The 15,796-nt window shown below is 53.4% G+C and carries 15 protein-coding genes, 1 tRNA gene and 1 riboswitch; of the genes, 10 read left to right on the forward strand and 6 right to left on the reverse strand.

Features of this window, described 5'->3' with window-relative positions:
* Nucleotides 1-51: 51 nt before the first annotated feature.
* Nucleotides 52-145 (forward strand) — tRNA-Sec (locus DTHIO_RS01145).
* Here the strand turns inward: DTHIO_RS01145 and argH are convergent.
* The 3 genes from argH to argF form a co-directional block, all read right to left on the reverse strand.
* Entirely contained in the window at nucleotides 130-1,539 is a 1,410-nt protein-coding gene (gene argH / locus DTHIO_RS20240) for an argininosuccinate lyase (protein ID WP_008868525.1), read from the reverse strand. The genes DTHIO_RS01145 and argH overlap by 16 nt on opposite strands.
* Nucleotides 1,540-1,606: 67 nt before the next feature.
* Nucleotides 1,607-2,806, reverse strand: a complete 1,200-nt coding sequence (locus DTHIO_RS01170) for an argininosuccinate synthase (RefSeq protein WP_008868526.1) — start codon at nucleotides 2,804-2,806, stop codon at nucleotides 1,607-1,609.
* A gap of 80 nt (nucleotides 2,807-2,886) precedes the next feature.
* Nucleotides 2,887-3,786 carry an ornithine carbamoyltransferase gene (gene argF / locus DTHIO_RS01175; protein WP_008868528.1) on the reverse strand — a complete coding sequence of 300 codons (900 nt, stop codon included), beginning with the start codon at nucleotides 3,784-3,786 and terminating at the stop codon, nucleotides 2,887-2,889.
* Between the two features lie 471 nt (nucleotides 3,787-4,257).
* Here argF and DTHIO_RS01180 point away from each other — a divergent pair, with 471 nt between their 5' ends.
* Nucleotides 4,258-4,902 (forward strand): class I SAM-dependent methyltransferase, encoded by a 645-nt coding sequence (locus DTHIO_RS01180; RefSeq protein ID WP_279614611.1) that lies wholly within the window; start codon nucleotides 4,258-4,260, stop codon nucleotides 4,900-4,902.
* A 164-nt stretch (nucleotides 4,903-5,066) separates the two neighbouring features.
* On the opposite strand, the gene DTHIO_RS01185 is transcribed toward DTHIO_RS01180, so the two are convergent.
* The 3 genes from DTHIO_RS01185 to DTHIO_RS01195 all read right to left on the reverse strand — a co-directional run bounded on the left by DTHIO_RS01185 (nucleotide 5,067) and on the right by DTHIO_RS01195 (nucleotide 8,911).
* Nucleotides 5,067-6,143, reverse strand: coding sequence for a class I fructose-bisphosphate aldolase (locus tag DTHIO_RS01185; RefSeq protein WP_008868530.1), 1,077 nt, complete (start codon nucleotides 6,141-6,143; stop codon nucleotides 5,067-5,069).
* A 67-nt stretch (nucleotides 6,144-6,210) separates the two neighbouring features.
* Nucleotides 6,211-8,259 (reverse strand): ribonucleoside triphosphate reductase, encoded by a 2,049-nt coding sequence (locus DTHIO_RS01190; protein ID WP_008868531.1) that lies wholly within the window; start codon nucleotides 8,257-8,259, stop codon nucleotides 6,211-6,213.
* A gap of 13 nt (nucleotides 8,260-8,272) precedes the next feature.
* Complete coding sequence (locus DTHIO_RS01195) at nucleotides 8,273-8,911, reverse strand: radical SAM protein (protein WP_008868532.1); 639 nt, start codon at nucleotides 8,909-8,911, stop codon at nucleotides 8,273-8,275.
* 73 nt (nucleotides 8,912-8,984) lie between these two features.
* A riboswitch (cobalamin riboswitch) is annotated at nucleotides 8,985-9,281 on the reverse strand.
* A gap of 150 nt (nucleotides 9,282-9,431) precedes the next feature.
* Here DTHIO_RS01195 and DTHIO_RS01200 point away from each other — a divergent pair.
* The 8 genes from DTHIO_RS01200 (at nucleotide 9,432) to DTHIO_RS01235 (ending at nucleotide 15,762) form a co-directional block, all read left to right on the forward strand.
* Complete coding sequence (locus tag DTHIO_RS01200; RefSeq protein ID WP_008868533.1) at nucleotides 9,432-10,778, forward strand: sigma-54 interaction domain-containing protein; 1,347 nt, start codon at nucleotides 9,432-9,434, stop codon at nucleotides 10,776-10,778.
* Between the two features lie 195 nt (nucleotides 10,779-10,973).
* Nucleotides 10,974-11,567 (forward strand): NifB/NifX family molybdenum-iron cluster-binding protein, encoded by a 594-nt coding sequence (locus DTHIO_RS20245; RefSeq protein WP_008868534.1) that lies wholly within the window; start codon nucleotides 10,974-10,976, stop codon nucleotides 11,565-11,567.
* Nucleotides 11,568-11,599: 32 nt separating this feature from the next.
* Nucleotides 11,600-11,842, forward strand: coding sequence for a DUF5320 domain-containing protein (locus DTHIO_RS21555; protein ID WP_161598609.1), 243 nt, complete (start codon nucleotides 11,600-11,602; stop codon nucleotides 11,840-11,842).
* Between the two features lie 105 nt (nucleotides 11,843-11,947).
* Complete coding sequence (locus DTHIO_RS01215; protein WP_008868535.1) at nucleotides 11,948-12,328, forward strand: CGGC domain-containing protein; 381 nt, start codon at nucleotides 11,948-11,950, stop codon at nucleotides 12,326-12,328.
* 17 nt (nucleotides 12,329-12,345) lie between these two features.
* On the forward strand, nucleotides 12,346-12,705 hold the full coding sequence (locus DTHIO_RS01220) for a NifB/NifX family molybdenum-iron cluster-binding protein (protein WP_008868536.1): 360 nt from the start codon (nucleotides 12,346-12,348) through the stop codon (nucleotides 12,703-12,705).
* A gap of 21 nt (nucleotides 12,706-12,726) precedes the next feature.
* Entirely contained in the window at nucleotides 12,727-13,590 is an 864-nt protein-coding gene (locus DTHIO_RS01225; protein ID WP_008868537.1) for a P-loop NTPase, read from the forward strand.
* A 5-nt stretch (nucleotides 13,591-13,595) separates the two neighbouring features.
* A complete protein-coding gene (locus tag DTHIO_RS01230; protein ID WP_008868538.1) occupies nucleotides 13,596-14,489 on the forward strand; it encodes an ATP-binding protein in 894 nt (297 codons plus the stop codon).
* Nucleotides 14,482-15,762 carry an iron-sulfur cluster carrier protein MrpORP gene (locus tag DTHIO_RS01235; protein WP_008868539.1) on the forward strand — a complete coding sequence of 427 codons (1,281 nt, stop codon included), beginning with the start codon at nucleotides 14,482-14,484 and terminating at the stop codon, nucleotides 15,760-15,762. Before DTHIO_RS01230 ends, DTHIO_RS01235 begins: the two co-directional genes overlap by 8 nt.
* Nucleotides 15,763-15,796 lie beyond the last annotated feature (34 nt).

Below are 15,796 nucleotides of genomic sequence, written 5' to 3' on the forward strand. Positions count from 1 at the left end.
CAGTTTTTAACCCTTGCCTAATCCCGTAATGATTGTTAGTTATCTGTCTGCGGAAGCGTTACGTCACCGGTGTGGCGCCTGGACTTCAAATCCAGTGGAACGGTTAACCCCGTTCGGTAGGTTCGACTCCTATACGCTTCCGCCATTTTTTCTATCCATCCACCCTTTGATATCCCTTATCTGCTCATCCACCGAATCCGGCCCGGTGCCTCCGGGAGTCACTCTGCGTTTTACAGCCTGCTGATAATCCAGGACATGGTAAACATCGCTGTCAACAATTTCGGAGAAAGAACGGAAAGTATCCAGGTCAATATCTTCAAGTCCCAGGCCCTTTTCTTCTGCAAAGGCCACCAGCCGTCCTGTAATATGATGCGCCTGCCTGAAGGGCATGCCCCTGGCAACCAGGTAATCCGCCAGTTCGGTGGCATTGAGGTAGCCATCTTTTAAGGCCCCAAACATCCTCTCCCGGTCAAATTCCGTTTGCGCAATCATCCCGGCCATGACCCGCAGAGATGAGCTCACACTCCTGTGGGCCTCGATAAAAGGCTCCTTGTCCTCCTGCATGTCGCGATTGTAGGTAAGGGGAAGGGCCTTCATGGTGGTCAGAAGGGCCATGAGGCGGCCATAAACGCCGCCGGTCTTGCCCCGGACAAGCTCAGCCACATCCGGGTTCTTCTTCTGGGGCATTATGGAAGAACCAGTGGAATATGCGTCCGGAAGTATTATAAATCCGAAACCCGGGTTTGACCAGAGGATAATTTCCTCTCCGAGACGGCTTAAATGCATCATTATCATGGAAGCAATAAAAAGCCCCTCCAGCACAAAATCCCTGTCACTGACCGCATCCATGCTGTTTTTAAATACATATTCAAAGCCCACATGTTCGGCCACCTGCTCCGGCTGCAAAGGATAGGTTGTCCCGGCCAGGGCTGCAGCCCCGAGAGGAGAGACTTTTACCCGGGGCAGGGCATCTTCTATTCGCTCGTGGTCTCTCATGAACATCCGGGCATAGGCCAGCAGGTGCTGGGCCAGACATACCGGCTGGGCCGGCTGCAGGTGAGTATAACCCGGAATCAGGGTGTCCCTGTGGGCTTGTGCCTGCCGGGTGAGGGCCTGGATAAGCTCTTTTAAGACCTGCTGCCATTCCTGCAGGGCAGCTGCAGTATAGAGCCTGAAATCCAGGGCCACCTGGTCGTTGCGGCTGCGCCCGGTATGCAGCTTCTGTCCCGGAGCGCCTATGAGGTCTGTCAGGCGCTTTTCAATATTCATGTGCACGTCTTCCAGACCGGGATCCCAGGTGAATTCATCCTGCTCCAGCTCATTTTCAATGCGGTCCAGACCCGAAAGAATCTGTTGCAGCTCATCTTCTGAGATTATCCCGGCATGGGCCAGCATGCGGGCATGGGCCCTGGAACCCTCCAGGTCATGCAGGGCCAGGAAGCGATCAAAATCCAGAGACTGGGTAAAATCTTCCACCAGCGAGGAGGTAGCAGAGGTGAACCTTCCCCCCCAAAGCTTTTGTTTTTCTTGTCCTTTCATTGTCCTGTTTTTACAGCACGCGATATAAGCTGTGCCCTTGCCGGTATTGCAGAATAAGCGGCCCTTTTCATTTCCTGACTTTATTAACGGACATAAGCCTTAAACCCTGCAGGCGGATAAAACCGGCCGCGTCCTGCTGGTTGTACACCTGGTCCGCCTCAAAGGTGGCCAGTTCAGGGTTGTACAGGGACAAGGACGAGCGTCTGCCTAAGGGGTATATTCCGCCCTTGTAGAGCTTGAGGCGAACTTCTCCGGTGACGTTTTCCTGGATTTTGTCCATCATGGCCTGCATGGCCTCCCGCTCCGGAGAAAACCAGAAACCGTTGTATACCAGGCGGGCATAACCCGGAACCATTTCATTGCGTGCGTGCAGGCTTTCCCTGTCCAGGCACAGGCCCTCCAGGTCCCGGTGGGCGGCATAAAGGATCGTCCCCCCGGGAGTTTCGTAGACACCTCTGGACTTCATACCGATAAAACGGTTCTCCACCATATCCAGACGCCCGATGCCATGTCTGCCCCCAAGGGTAATGAGCCTCTTGAAAAGCTGCACCGGGTCCATTTCTGCACCGTTGATGCTCACCGGATTACCTTTTTCAAACCCCAGGGTAATAACCTCGGGCTCATCCGGTGCCTGTTCTGGGGGCACAGCCAGGTGATAGCTTCCCTTTTCGGGTTCCAGCCAGGGGTCTTCCAGTTCCGAGCCCTCAAAGGAAAGGTGCAGGAGATTACGGTCGCAACTGTACATTTTCTCCTGGCTTACAGGCACAGGTATATTGTTTTGTCTGGCGAACTCCAGAAGTTCGGTCCTGGAATGCAGATCCCACTCCCTCCAGGGGGCTATTATACGCAGAGACGGTGCCAGAGCCATGGTGGAGAGTTCGAAGCGCACCTGGTCATTACCTTTTCCCGTGGCCCCGTGGGCCACGGCCTGGGCGCCTTCAGCAAGGGCTATTTCCGCCATGCGCTTGGCGATTAGAGGCCTTGCAATGGAAGTGCCCAGCAGGTATCTGCCCTCGTAAACAGCAGCCGCCCTGAACATGGGCTGGATGAAATCTGTTACAAACTCCTGCTGCAGGTCTTCGATATAGGCCTTGGAGGCACCCGTGGACAACGCCTTCTTTTCCAGACCATCCAGTTCTTCCTCCTGGCCCAGGTCGGCGGTAAAAGCAATTACTTCGCAGTCATACGTCTTCTGGATCCATTTTAGTATAACCGAGGTGTCCAGCCCCCCGGAATAGGCCAGGACTACCTTGTCAATCCCGCTCATGAAATTCCCCGTTGCTTTGTATTTTAAGAATGTAATTTATCCCCGATCTAGAATCCTTCAATCCCAAAATCCCAAAATCCCTACCCATATATCCACTCCAGGATAGCCTTTTGCATATGCAGCCTGTTTTCCGCCTGGTCCCAGACAATGGAGCGCTCCCCTTCCATGACCGCATCTGTAATCTCCTCTCCCCTGTGGGCAGGCAGGCAATGCAGCACCCTGGCCTCGGGATGGGCTGCTTCCAGGATTCTGTCGTCTACGCGAAAACCTGCAAAGGCATCGGCCCGGGATTTCTTTTCTTCTTCCTGGCCCATGGAAGCCCAGACATCGGTATTGATATAATGCGCCTCCCGGACCGCCTCCAGGGGATCATGGGTAAAATTAATATTCGCCCCCAGGTCCTTTGCCTCCTGCAGAATATCCGCCCTGGGCTCAAAACCCCGGGGAACCGCAATGTTCAGCCGGAAAGGAAAATGGACCGCTGCATTTATCCAGGAATGGGACATGTTGTTGCCGTCTCCCACCCAGGCGATATTCAGGGCTTCAAACTCCGGAGTCCGCTCAAAAATGGTCAACAGGTCGCTCATGACCTGACAGGGATGAAAATCGTCAGATAAGGCATTAATAACCGGTACGCTGCCGTGCCTGGCCAGTTCAACCAGCTTGTCCTGGCCGAATGTGCGCACAACCATGCCCTGGGCATACCTGGAGAGCACCCTGGCCGTGTCCCGCAGGGGTTCGCTCCGGCCAAGCTGTGACTCTGCCGGGGTCATGAATACATGATGCCCCCCCAGGTGATTGATGCTCACCTCAAAGGAGACCTTGGTCCGGGTGGAGGCCTTTTCAAATATGAGGATCACTGTCTTGCCTTCCAGCAGGTTGGAACGGAAATCCTCGGCCTTCATCCAGTGAGCTCTTTCTACCAGTTCATGCGCCTCTTCCCGTGTCAGGTCCCGGATGCTTAAAAAATCCTTTTTCATATCCCTATCTTCCTGGAGAATTATATAGCAGGCCTCAAAAAAACCAAAAAATCCCGAATCCTCGCCTGAAAAGCACCCTTGAGGGGCGTAAAAAAAGGCATGCAGATACGGGGTAAAAGAGTAACTTTGCCTCATCAGCCCCGAGATGTAAAGATTTAATAGCCTGGAACAGACCCTGACAAGGATAAAAAGTCAGACCCGCTTTGGAAATACTGTTTAAAAAGTCAAAAACAGGCTGCAGCCTCAAAATAATCCCTGCAAGTGACTGGCGCGCGGCACTCTGTCCTGCACCTGACTGGAATTATTCAGTAATTGAGTTGAATTGACTGGCACCGTGAAGCAAGTGCAGGAAAAAGACTTTTTGCAGGTGCATCAGTGAAGCCTGTTTGCCAAGACGGTTTTTTTTGTTAGATTTTACCGGTCAATTACGTAACCGCCCGGAACATAAGCAAAAGCTATTTTTTCCAAACAATTACGGAGCAAACCATGGTAAACAACCTCTACAACCTCATAATCAGCGACGTCACCAGACTATGCTACAAAAACTGCATGAATTACTATCCAGACAACTCGGTCATTCTGGATGTGGGCATAGGCAACGGGGTGATGCTCAAAAAAAATCACGAACTCATCAAAAAGAAAAACCTGCAAATAACCGGCCTGGACATTAATAAGTACTACCTGGAGCACTGCAGAAAACTCATTAACGCATATGACCTTCAGGACCAGGTCCAGGTCCTGCACCAGTCCGTAACCACGTACGATCCCCCCCATGAGGGATACTTTGACTATGTTTTTTTCGGGATGAGCTTCATGCTCATGGAAGATCAGAAAGCAGTCCTGGACAGGGCCAAAAAGTGGGTCAAGCCCGACGGAGAGGTCATATTCTTTCAGACCATGTTCAAAAACAGGTCCAAATTCATGGAATTCGTCAAACCCAGACTCAAATTTATCACCACGGTTGACTTTGGCAAGGTCACCTATGAAAACGATTTCTATGCTTTGCTCAATGAAGAAAACCTCTCCCCGTGCAAAGACATGCTGCTCAAGAAAAACGTCTTCAAGGGGGAATGCCGCATGATAGTCACCCAGCCCGAACAGAGCGTGGGCAGTTAAAGGCTGAAAACCAGCTAAACAGGGCGCATCCAGCTGCAAGAACATTAGTCTTTATAACTGGCCGGAAAAATATCCACTTCAAAAGGGGACGAAAGGTTATCGCCCCCTTTTTTATTCGTCTCAGTGCAGCCTGATGGCCTGCAAAAAGCCATGTGGCAGGCCCATCAGGCTACAGTTATCTTATCGTCCAGATAGACGTCCTGGATGAGATTTAAGAGTTTTGCCCCTTCATCCATGGGCCTTTGAAAGGCTTTCCGACCGCTGATGAGCCCCATTCCTCCGGCCCGCTTGTTTATAACCGCTGTGCGTACAGCTTCGCCGTAGTCGTTTTTGCCGGAGGCCCCTCCGGAATTAATCAGCCCGGCCCGGCCCATATAGCAGTTGGCCACCTGGTAACGGGTCAGGTCTATGGGGTGATCCGTGGTCAGGTCACTGTAAATACGTTCATCCAGCTTGCCATAAGAAGAATCCCCGGTATTCAGGGCCTTGTAGCCGCCATTCACCTCAGGCAGCTTCTGCTTGATTATGTCCGCCTGCAGGGTGACTCCCAGGTGATTGGCCTGCCCGGTGAGATCTGCTGCCACGTGATAGTCCACGCCTCCTGTCTTGAAGGCACTGTTTCGCATATAGCACCAAAGAATCGTGGCCATACCCAGCTCATGAGCATAGGCAAAGGCCCTGGCTACTTCCACGATCTGGCGGTCCGAATTGTCCGCCCCGAAATATATGGTCGCCCCCACCGCGGCGGCCCCCATGTCGCTGGCCTGGTCAATGGTTCCGAACATGATCTGATCAAAGGTGTTGGGATAGGTTAGCAGCTCGTTGTGGTTGATCTTGACCACAAAGGGTATTTTGTGGGCATACTTGCGCGCCACCGCCCCCAGCACCCCGAAGGTGGAGACCACGGCGTTGCATCCGCCTTCCATGGCCAGCTTTACAATATTTTCCGGATCAAAATATGCAGGGTTTTTGGCAAAGGATGCCCCGCCGGAATGTTCCACCCCCTGATCCACGGGCAGGATGGACATATATCCTGTGCCACCCAGACGCCCATGGCTGAAAAGGCGCTCCAGGTTAACCAGCACCCGGTTATTCCTGTCGGAGAGGGCATACACTTTATCCACAAAGTCCACCCCGGGCAGGCAGAGCTGATCCCTGGCAATGGTCCGGCATTGATGGTTCAGCAGAAATTCCGCTTCGTCTCCCAGCATCTCGGTTAATTCACTATGATTATGGGCCATAACAGTTCCTCCTGAGGAATATGTAACAGTTTAAAATTTTGCAGCCACCCGGCTTTAACAGCCAAGACTAAACCGCCTCTACCTGGTAAACCTCCCTGTCCTGGTACTCGGACTGTTTGCCCCTGTTCCACAGCTTTACCGGGCGGTAATAGCCCACTACCCTGGTATAGACTTCTGCTTCCCGGCTGCAGTGCAGGCACAGCTCATGCTCGCCCGGGAGGTATCCGTGGTCTTTGCATACTGAAAAAGTCGGGGTGATGGATATGTATGGAACTTTAGTCATGGTCATGGCCTTGACAATGAAATTTTTCAGGGCATCCAGATCTGAGACCGCCTCCCCCAGAAAGGTATGAAAAACTGTGCCCCCGGTATAAAGGGGCTGCAGGCCGTCCTGGTGCTCCAAAGCCCTGAATACGTCCCGGGTGGCTCCCACCGGCAGGGTTGTGGAGTTGGTATAGTACGGTGTGCCGTTGCCCGAGGCGTAAATCTGTCCGTACAATGTCTTGTCGGTCTTGGCCAGACGGTAGCTGGTACCCTCGGCCGGAGTGGCCTCCAGATTGTACAGATTCCCGGTTGTTTCCTGATAATCCCTGGTCAGGTCCCGAAGGTGATTGAGCACTCTCTGCATCAGCCTGGTGCCGGCATCACTTTCTATACCCTTGCCCAAAAGATTGATGCAGGCCTCGTGTCCGCCGATAAGGCCGATGGTGCTGAAGTGGTTGGTCAGGCCGTTTTTAAGGTACCTTCTGGAAAAAGGAAAAAGACCTCGCTCCATATTATCCTGGATGAGCTTTCTTTTGAATTCTAAGGAATCTCGGGCCAGCCCGGCATATTCAGTAATGATGTCCAGGAAGTCCTCCTCCCCCTGGGCCAGAAAGGCCAGCTTGGGCAGGTTCAGGGTGACCACCCCTATGGATCCGGTAAGATCCCCGGCCCCGAAAAGCCCGCCGGTGCGTTTTTTTAACTCGCGCAGGTCCATCTGCAGACGGCAGCACATGGAGCGCACATCTTCCGGGCTTAGATCGGAATTTATAAAGTTTTGAAAATAGGGAGCCCCGTACTTGGCTGTTAGCTCCAGAAGAAGCCTGCCCACACTGCTGTCCCAGGGAAAATCGGAAGTGACATTGTACGTGGGTATGGGAAAAGAAAAAATGCGGTCGTGATAATCACCTTCAAGCATGACCTCCAGAAAGGCCCGGTTGATCATTTCCATTTCCGGCTCAAAGTCCCCGTAGGCATCATCGGTTATCCTGCCCCCGATGATGGCTCCTTCTCCTGCAATGTGCTTTGGCGGGACCAGGTCAAAGGTCAGGTTGGTAAAAGGACTCTGACCGCCCCACCTGGATGTGGTATTCAGGTTGAAAACAAATTTCTGCATGGCCTGTTTTACCTCGTGGTAATTCAGGCCGTCATGACGGATAAAGGGGGCCAGATAGGTATCCACGTTATTGAAGGCCTGGGCCCCGGCCCATTCGTTCTGCAGAGTCCCCAGAAAATTTACCATCTGCCCCAGTGCGGAATCAAAATGCTTGGCCGGCCCTGAGGAGCACTTGCCCTCTAAGTTGAAGCCCTCCAGCAAGAGATCGCGCAGGCTCCATCCTGCGCAGTACCCGGCCAGTCCAAAGGACAGGTCGTGGATGTGAAAATAGGCATGCTCATGGGCCATGCGCACTTCTTCCGGATACTTTTCCAGGGCGTAGCGGGCCTGGACCGAACCTGAGAGATGCAGCATGAGTCCCTGGAAAGAATGGGTCATATTGGCGTTTTCATTGACCCTCCAGTCGGACTTGTACACGTAGGAATCAATGATCTCCCCGATATTCAGATAGGCCTGATCCTGGCAGCGCAGTTCCCTTCTCTTCTCGCGGTAGATGATGTACTTCTTGGCCGCGTCATAAAGCCTGGACTCCATAAGCACCATTTCCACCATGTCCTGGACGGTCTCCTGCTCCGGAATATCCTCGTGCAGCTTGCCCTCCACCTTGCGGGCCAGCCTGGAAGCCAGCAAAGGGTCCTTGATTCCGCTGGCCTTGAGGGCCTTTAAAATGGCATGGGCAATCCGGTCCGTGGACCAGGATTCCATACAACCGTCTCTTTTCTTGATCTGTTTGGGCATATTAGTGTCCTTTTTACTGGTTTGCTGTTATTCTGGACGGCCGGTAATCCTGAACTTTGAGCTCGAACCCGGGCGGCAGCCAGGCTTTTACGTTTTCAATGTCCGGATCACTTAAACCAGGCACCCGGGTGATCCTGAACATGAACCTCTCCGGGCTATCTGCAGCAAGCTCCAGAATCTGCCCCAGACAATCCCTGGCCTGCCCGGGAGCGGCCCGATCACCGGTAAGCCCCGGATACATATGCCACGGCCCCTTGATATCCACTGCTATCATTTTTATTGAGCTATGCTCAAGAGCTAGTTTTACACAATCCGGGCTGAGTCCGTTGGTGTCCAGTTTAATGGGAATGTTCAGGCTGGACAGATCATGCAGCAAAGAATCAAAACCTGGCAGAATGGTGACTTCACCGCCGGTCAGCACCAGCCCTTCCAGCCAGTTGCGGTTGCGCTGCACCTGCTCCAGCACTCCCAGGCAGTCCAGGACCGGAAAACTTTCCGGGTGCCAGGCAAAAGAAGCATTGTGGCAGGTGGGACAGCGCAGATTGCAGCCCCCGAAAAAAAGAACCGCGCTTATCCGTCCCGGCCAGTCGCAGAGGCTGAAGGGCTCATATCCCTTGAGCATGTCCCAGGCACTATAGTCTAAATCCTGCATGATATATTGCTCCGCCGGATAAAAGCACCGGAGCCCGTGGATCTTTACCCGCTGTCCTCGCAGGGGAAAAAGTTGATGGATAAGACTTCAGGCAGGTCTTCTGGCTCGCCCCTTCCTTTGTCGGCCTTCCCAACCCCGCACTTACTTTTTTCAAAAAAGTAGCACTACAGCGAAACTTATAAAATTTTATAACCTGCCTCACGGAGGTCAAAAAATAAGTTTCTCTTACTTTTTTGAAAAAAGTAAGTGCGGGGTTAGTGACCCAGATACGACAAAAAGATTTACAGGGCTCACAGCGGCGGGACCGCCCCGGACTTGCACCGGAGTTCCCTTTTAAGGCCTGACGGCCGCCTGAAGCAGACTGTAAAGAATTTCAGAGTATTATTATCAAATAAGAACCGACACAATAACACCGGTGCCCAGGGAGTTCAACAGTAAAAATCAGCAAAACAATAAAGACTTACTTTCAAGCTGCCTGCAAAGACTTGCCCCATCCCCTGAATTCGTTATATCAGAACATATGAGCGGCAAAACAACAAAAGATGAACCCTGGGAAGGCTTTACCAAGGCCATACTTGAAAGCATATCCGACGGCGTCTTTACAGTAAACCGGGAGTGGATGATCACCTCCTTCAACCGGGCCGCGGAGCAGATTACCGGCATTTCCAGAGACCAGGCCCTGGGCCGGCCCTGCTGGGAAGTGCTCAGATCCAGCATGTGCCAGTCCCAGTGCGCTCTGGGATATACCCTTGAGTCAGGAAAACCAGTCATCGGCAAAGCCTGCTATATCATAGACTCCCAGGGTGGACGCATCCCCATAAGCGTATCCACTGCCATGCTTCGCAACTCCAGGGGCGAACTGGTGGGAGGAGCCGAGACCTTTCGCGACCTGAGCGAAGTGGAGAGATTACGTCTGGAACTCAAGGGTGGTCTGTCCACCGGCAATCTCGTAAGCCACAGCCCGGCCATGCAGAAGGTACTGCAGATCATCCCCGCGGTGGCCGCAAGCTCCAGCACGGTGCTCATCCTGGGGGAGACCGGCACTGGAAAAGAACTGGCAGCAAAAACCATTCATTCCTTAGGGTCCAAAAAGGACGCTCCTTTTGTGCCCGTAAACTGCGGTGCACTGCCTGACACCCTTCTGGAGTCCGAGCTCTTCGGATACAAGGCCGGAGCTTTTACTGGTGCAGAACGGGACAGGCCCGGCCGCTTCGCCCAGGCCGGAAACGGGACCCTGTTTCTGGACGAAATCGGAGAGGTCAGCCAGGCTCTCCAGATCCGCCTGCTGCGAGTACTCCAGGAAAAGGCCTATGACCCCCTTGGCTCCTCCAGACCGGAAAAAACCAACGCTAGGATCATAACCGCCACCAACAGGGACCTGGAAGAAATGGTGCGGCAGAAACTCTTCCGCCAGGACCTGTACTACCGCATAAATATCGTGCGTATAGAACTGCCTCCCTTGAGACACAGAAAAGAAGATATCCCCCACCTGGCCCAGCATTTTGTAGACAGGTTCAACCGCCTCCAGAGAAAAGAGGTCCAGGGCCTTACACCCGAGGCCGTTTCTCTTTGCATGGCATACGACTGGCCGGGAAATATACGGGAACTGGAAAACATCATCGAAAGGGCCTTTGTGCTGTGTTCCCGGGGCAAAATCGGCATTGAACACCTGCCCGCGGAACTGACACTCAAGGATACTGAAATACCTGCGGACTTTCAGACCGCAAAACACATCCTGGAGGCCAGGAGTATTGAAAAGGCCCTGGAACAGACCGGCAACAACAAAACCAGAGCCGCCAGGCTTCTGGGCATGCACAAGAGCACCCTGCACCGCAAGCTGAAAAAACTGAACATCCACACTCCATGACCTTCTCCCGCACACCCTGGAAACCACACCTACAGTAGCAAAAAAGCTACTATGATACCGCCCGACAGGCGCACTGATGCGACCATACATTTTGCAGATCAACCTGCCTTTATTTAAAAAACAAATTTATTTCAATATGTTAAATAGCTCAGCACCATAAAATCCAGTCGGCATATTAAATGCAACTCCCTGGACATGAAAGCGGCTGTAAGCACATGGCAGGACCGGGTGGCCCCGGTTTTTGATGTTTCCAACACTATTGTGGTGGTGGATATTGAATCCGGCGCAGTCAGCAACAGATGGTCTGAATACCTGGACGAAAACGACTCTTCAGCCAAAATACTCAGACTGGCCGGGCTGAAAATAGACATGCTGGTTTGCGGAGCCATCTCTAAGTCCCTTTGCCATCTTATCGCCGCCAGCGGAATTACAGTTGTGCCTTTTGTATCCGGGCGGGTTAACGAAGTCATACAGGCACTGATGGATGACAGACTGAATGAGGAACGCTTTGACATGCCCGGGCGGCGCAAATGCTTTTTCAATCCTGAAAAATGTTCTTTCAAAAAAAAGGAGGCCCATATGCCGGGCAGAGGAAAATCAGGTCAAGGTGCAGGACAGCCTGGTGGATGTGCCGGAAAAACCGGTCCAGGCCGTGGACAGGGCGGAGGCATGAACACCAGCGGATTTTGTGCCTGCCCTCAATGCGGACACAAGGTGGAACACGTAAAGGGCCACCCCTGCTATGAACAGACATGCCCCAGTTGCGGGGCGGCCATGAGCAGGGGGTAATTTTTGGTCTACCAGAAAAGGAGGTGTGCAAGATGCCGGGACTTAATGGAACAGGACCCATGGGACATGGTCCGGGAACAGGAAAAGGACTGGGGCGTTGCCGGGGCAGAATAAGAGCAGACGTTGCCGGAGAATCCCCTGCCCCTGAAAAGCCAGCTGTGACCACATTAGCTCAAGACGGACAAAGGCTTTGCTTGAGAGGCGGACAGAGAACCGGAAGATGCCGGGGCCGGGGCCGGGGACAGGGTAGATGCCCAGGAAGTTTTGAAAGATAAAAAAAACAGCAAAGAGCCGTTGCCGGGTATTTCAGGGGAAAACCTGCCAAACTGCCCGGCACTGGATTGCCTGACTGAAGCACAAACAACCAGGAGGAAGCCGGTATGAAAAAAATAGCTCTTATCGCCTGCAGCATGATCAGAGGCAGCAACCTGTGCCCTGGAGATGCCAAATGTTTCGTGGCCCTGGGCAGGAAAGAGGGCGAGTTCAAAAGATATGAAAACCAGGACGTTTCCCTGGTGGGCATTGTTGACTGCGGGGGATGCGAAGGCAACAAAAACCGTGTGGTCTGCAGCATGGCCCTTTTGAACATGCACCTCAAGGCCCTGAATGAAAAAGTGGACACAATCCACGTCAGTACCTGCATCATGAAATACTGCAAAAGAAAGGATGATCTAATAGAAGCCATCAGGCAAAAGGCCGGGGTGGAAGTGGTGGAAGGCACCCACGACTATATCCCTCCCTCCATATTCGAGCAAAGCTGAAAAACAAGGAAAAACTGATGATTATTGCTGTATCCTCACAGGGACAGGAGTTGAAATCCCCGCTTGATCCACGTTTCGGCAGGGCTGCTCATTTTATTTTATACGACACAGAAAACGATAGCTTTGCAATCCTGAACAATGAGCCCAGTCTAAACGCTGCCCAGGGAGCGGGCATCCAGGCCGCTCAGGCCGTATCCCGGGGCAAAGCCGAAGCGGTAATCACCGGGCATTGCGGACCCAAGGCCTTTTCCGCCCTCCAGGCAGGAGGCATAGCGGTTTATCTGTGCAAAGAAAATACCGTTGAAGAGGCCATCCAGGCTTACAAGAAGGGTCGCCTGGAACAGGCTGAAGAAGCTGACAGGTCCGGACACTGGTAAAAAGCGGGAGGCAATGATCTGATGCGCCTGGCCATAATCAGCGGAAAAGGAGGTACAGGGAAGACCACCGTGGCGGTGAATCTGGCCCTTTACCTGCAAAAGGAAGGGCAAAAGGTCTGCCTTGCCGACTGCGATGTGGAAGAACCCAATGCCCATTTCTTCCTGGATGCTGCCTGGTCCCGGGAGAACAGACAGACCGTTGCGGTCCCTGAAATAGACAACACAAAATGTCTGGGAGAATCGTGTCTGCAATGTGTCAACGAATGCCGCTTCAATTCCCTCATCTGGATAGCGGACAAGGTCATGGTCTTCCCGGAACTCTGCCACGCCTGCGGTCTCTGCTTTTTTTTATGCCCTGTGCAGGCCGTAGATGAAAGCACCAGGGAAATAGGTCTGGTGCGCCACGGCAAAGGCCGCGGCGTGGAGGTCTGCGGCGGCTTGCTGCGCATCGGGGAAGCCATGGCGCCCCCGCTTATCAGGCGTGTACTAAAAAGCACTCCAGGCCAGGGGATTGTCATTGCAGACGCACCCCCGGGAACTTCATGCCCGGTAATGGAAACCCTTCGCGACGTAGATTATGTCATCCTGGTGGGAGAACCCAACCCTTTCGGGCTGCACGACTTCAAAATCGCAGTGGAGCTTGTACGCAAGCTGGGCCTTGCATTGGGCACAGTGATCAACAGGGACGGCATGGGAGATGATCAAATGGAAAAATATATACGGCATGAAAGGCTCCCGCTACTGGCCAGACTCCCCTACAGCAGACAGGCTGCAGCGGCCTGCTCCAGGGCAGAGCCCCTTCTGGAGGCCATGCCTGAATTCAAAGAAATATACAGGAATATGTGGGAAAACTTGCAAAAAGAAATGCAGGCCGGGGGCAAATAAGCATCATGCAGGAAATCGTAGTCATAAGCGGCAAGGGCGGCACCGGAAAAACCAGCCTGGTGTCCGGGCTGGCAGCAACAGGTACCCGGCAGGTACTTGGGGACTGTGACGTGGATGCAAGCGATCTGCATCTGATTATGGCCCCGGAAATACTTGAGGCCCACGAGTTCATCAACGGACAGCAGGCTCAAATAGTCCCGGACCTGTGCACAGGTTGCGGTCTGTGCCGCGCATACTGCCGATTTCAGGCCATTTCGGAAGATTACCGGGTCATGCAGGAACATTGTGAGGGATGCGCCCTTTGTCTCCACGTCTGCCCTGAATCCGCGGTAAGCATGCATGACAGGCATTGCGGCCAGTGGTTCAGTTCCAGCACGAGATTCGGCCCCATGATCCATGCCAGCCTGGGCATTGGACAGGAAAACTCCGGCAAACTGGTATCCATTGTCCGAAAAAAGTCGCACCAGACGGCACAGGAAGAAGCCGCGGAAAACGTGCTTGGCGATGGCGCTCCCGGGGTGGGCTGCCCGGTGATAGCGTCCCTGACCAATGCGGACATGGCCCTGCTGGTTACTGAGCCCACCAGAAGCGCCTTTGCTGATTTGCGCCGGGTGTTCGACCTTACCAGACATTTCAAAATCCCCTGTCTGGCAGTAATCAACAAGGCTGACCTCAACCCGGACATTACCGTGGAAATTGAAAGATTCTGCCTGGAATACGGCCTGGGCGTCCCTGTAAAGCTACCCTATGATCAGGATTTCACCAGAGCCCAGATTCAGGGCCAGAGCATTGTGGAGTACCATCCTGAAAAATGGACCCGGCCCATGCAGGACATCTGGAAATCGGCAGCAAAAATTTTAAAGCATAAAAACAACCCAGGGAGAAACAAAAATGAGTGATAAGGCATGCGGCAGCTGCAGCACTGCATCAGACTGTCAGAGCAGGTCAAAGGAACAGGAAAAGAACCGGAAGCTTGCCCACAGCCTCAGCCGGATAAAACACAAGGTAGTGGTCCTGTCCGGCAAAGGGGGAGTGGGCAAAAGCAGCGTAGCTGCCAATGTGGCAGCAGAACTTTCCCTGTCCGGCTGCAGGGTTGGCCTTGTGGACGTGGATGTTCACGGCCCGAGCATTCCCAGACTTTTCGGCCTGGAAGACTCCCGTCCGGTAACCAGGGACCAAAAACTTGTCCCGGCAATGTGGAACGGTCAACTTTTGGTCATGTCCCTGGGCTTTCTGCTGCAAAGCAAGGAAGATTCGGTCATCTGGAGAGGTCCGGTAAAGATGGGGCTGATCAGGCAATTCTTAGAAGACGTGGACTGGGGAGACCTGGATTACCTCATTGTTGACTGCCCCCCGGGCACCGGGGACGAGCCCCTGTCCGTGGTTCAGCTTCTTGGTCACGAGGCCCACGCCCTGATAGTCACCAGCCCCCAGGACGTGGCTGTTGACGATGTACGCCGTTCAGTGAATTTCTGCCGCCACACCGGCAACCAGGTCCTGGGCATAGTGGAAAACATGAGCGGTTTTGTCTGCCCCAGATGCGGGGAAGAAGCTCACATTTTTTCCAGTGGAGGAGGCCAGAAGCTGGCTCAGGAGATGCAGGTGCCCTTTCTGGGCGGCATCCCTTTGGATCCGGACATGGTCAAGGCTGCCGATGAAGGCATGCCCTTTATTGCCAGGCAGGCCGAAAGTCCGGCCCTGTCCGCCCTGCAAAAAATCCTGGAACCCATAAAACAACTGCAGGGACAAAAAGATTTTTTCCAGGACCAACTGTCCAACCTACAGGCATCACCTTCAAACACACCGGATTCAGTCAGGCCTCAAAACGGGGCCGTAAAAATTGCCATCCCCCTGGCCCAGGGCAGACTGTGCCAGCACTTCGGTCATTGCGAACTTTTCGCCCTGTTTAGCGTAAATACCGAAGATAAAACCATCCTGCACCAGGAGCAGCTCACCCCGCCGCCCCACGAACCCGGGGTTCTGCCCAATTGGCTGGCCGAGAAGGAAGCAGGCCTGGTAATTGCCGGGGGGATGGGCTCAAGAGCCCAGGATCTGCTCAGGGAAAAAGGAATCAGGATTATCACCGGTGCACCGGAAGGTACTGCTGAAGAAATCGTCAAATCCTGGCTGGATGGAAACCTGGTCACCGGTCAAAACGCCTGCGATCATTAAAAATAAAACCTGCGCCTGCGGCATTTCTGCAGGC

It is taken from the genome of Desulfonatronospira thiodismutans ASO3-1, from assembly GCF_000174435.1.
GTDB classification, from domain to species: Bacteria; Desulfobacterota; Desulfovibrionia; order Desulfovibrionales; family Desulfonatronovibrionaceae; genus Desulfonatronospira; species Desulfonatronospira thiodismutans.

Excerpts from the sequence above, each read along its gene's own strand:
- DTHIO_RS20245 (WP_008868534.1), top strand. The coding sequence starts at position 10,974 with ATGAAAGCGGCTGTAAGCACATGGCAGGACCGGGTGGCCCCGGTTTTT.
- DTHIO_RS01235 (WP_008868539.1), top strand. The coding sequence starts at position 14,482 with ATGAGTGATAAGGCATGCGGCAGCTGCAGCACTGCATCAGACTGTCAG.
- argF (WP_008868528.1), bottom strand. The coding sequence starts at position 3,786 with ATGAAAAAGGATTTTTTAAGCATCCGGGACCTGACACGGGAAGAGGCG.
- argH (WP_008868525.1), bottom strand. The coding sequence starts at position 1,539 with ATGAAAGGACAAGAAAAACAAAAGCTTTGGGGGGGAAGGTTCACCTCT.
- DTHIO_RS01220 (WP_008868536.1), top strand. The coding sequence starts at position 12,346 with ATGATTATTGCTGTATCCTCACAGGGACAGGAGTTGAAATCCCCGCTT.
- DTHIO_RS01230 (WP_008868538.1), top strand. The coding sequence starts at position 13,596 with ATGCAGGAAATCGTAGTCATAAGCGGCAAGGGCGGCACCGGAAAAACC.
- DTHIO_RS21555 (WP_161598609.1), top strand. The coding sequence starts at position 11,600 with ATGCCGGGACTTAATGGAACAGGACCCATGGGACATGGTCCGGGAACA.
- DTHIO_RS01225 (WP_008868537.1), top strand. The coding sequence starts at position 12,727 with ATGCGCCTGGCCATAATCAGCGGAAAAGGAGGTACAGGGAAGACCACC.
- DTHIO_RS01195 (WP_008868532.1), bottom strand. The coding sequence starts at position 8,911 with ATGCAGGATTTAGACTATAGTGCCTGGGACATGCTCAAGGGATATGAG.
- DTHIO_RS01215 (WP_008868535.1), top strand. The coding sequence starts at position 11,948 with ATGAAAAAAATAGCTCTTATCGCCTGCAGCATGATCAGAGGCAGCAAC.
- DTHIO_RS01170 (WP_008868526.1), bottom strand. The coding sequence starts at position 2,806 with ATGAGCGGGATTGACAAGGTAGTCCTGGCCTATTCCGGGGGGCTGGAC.
- DTHIO_RS01185 (WP_008868530.1), bottom strand. The coding sequence starts at position 6,143 with ATGGCCCATAATCATAGTGAATTAACCGAGATGCTGGGAGACGAAGCG.
- DTHIO_RS01190 (WP_008868531.1), bottom strand. The coding sequence starts at position 8,259 with ATGCCCAAACAGATCAAGAAAAGAGACGGTTGTATGGAATCCTGGTCC.
- DTHIO_RS01200 (WP_008868533.1), top strand. The coding sequence starts at position 9,432 with ATGAGCGGCAAAACAACAAAAGATGAACCCTGGGAAGGCTTTACCAAG.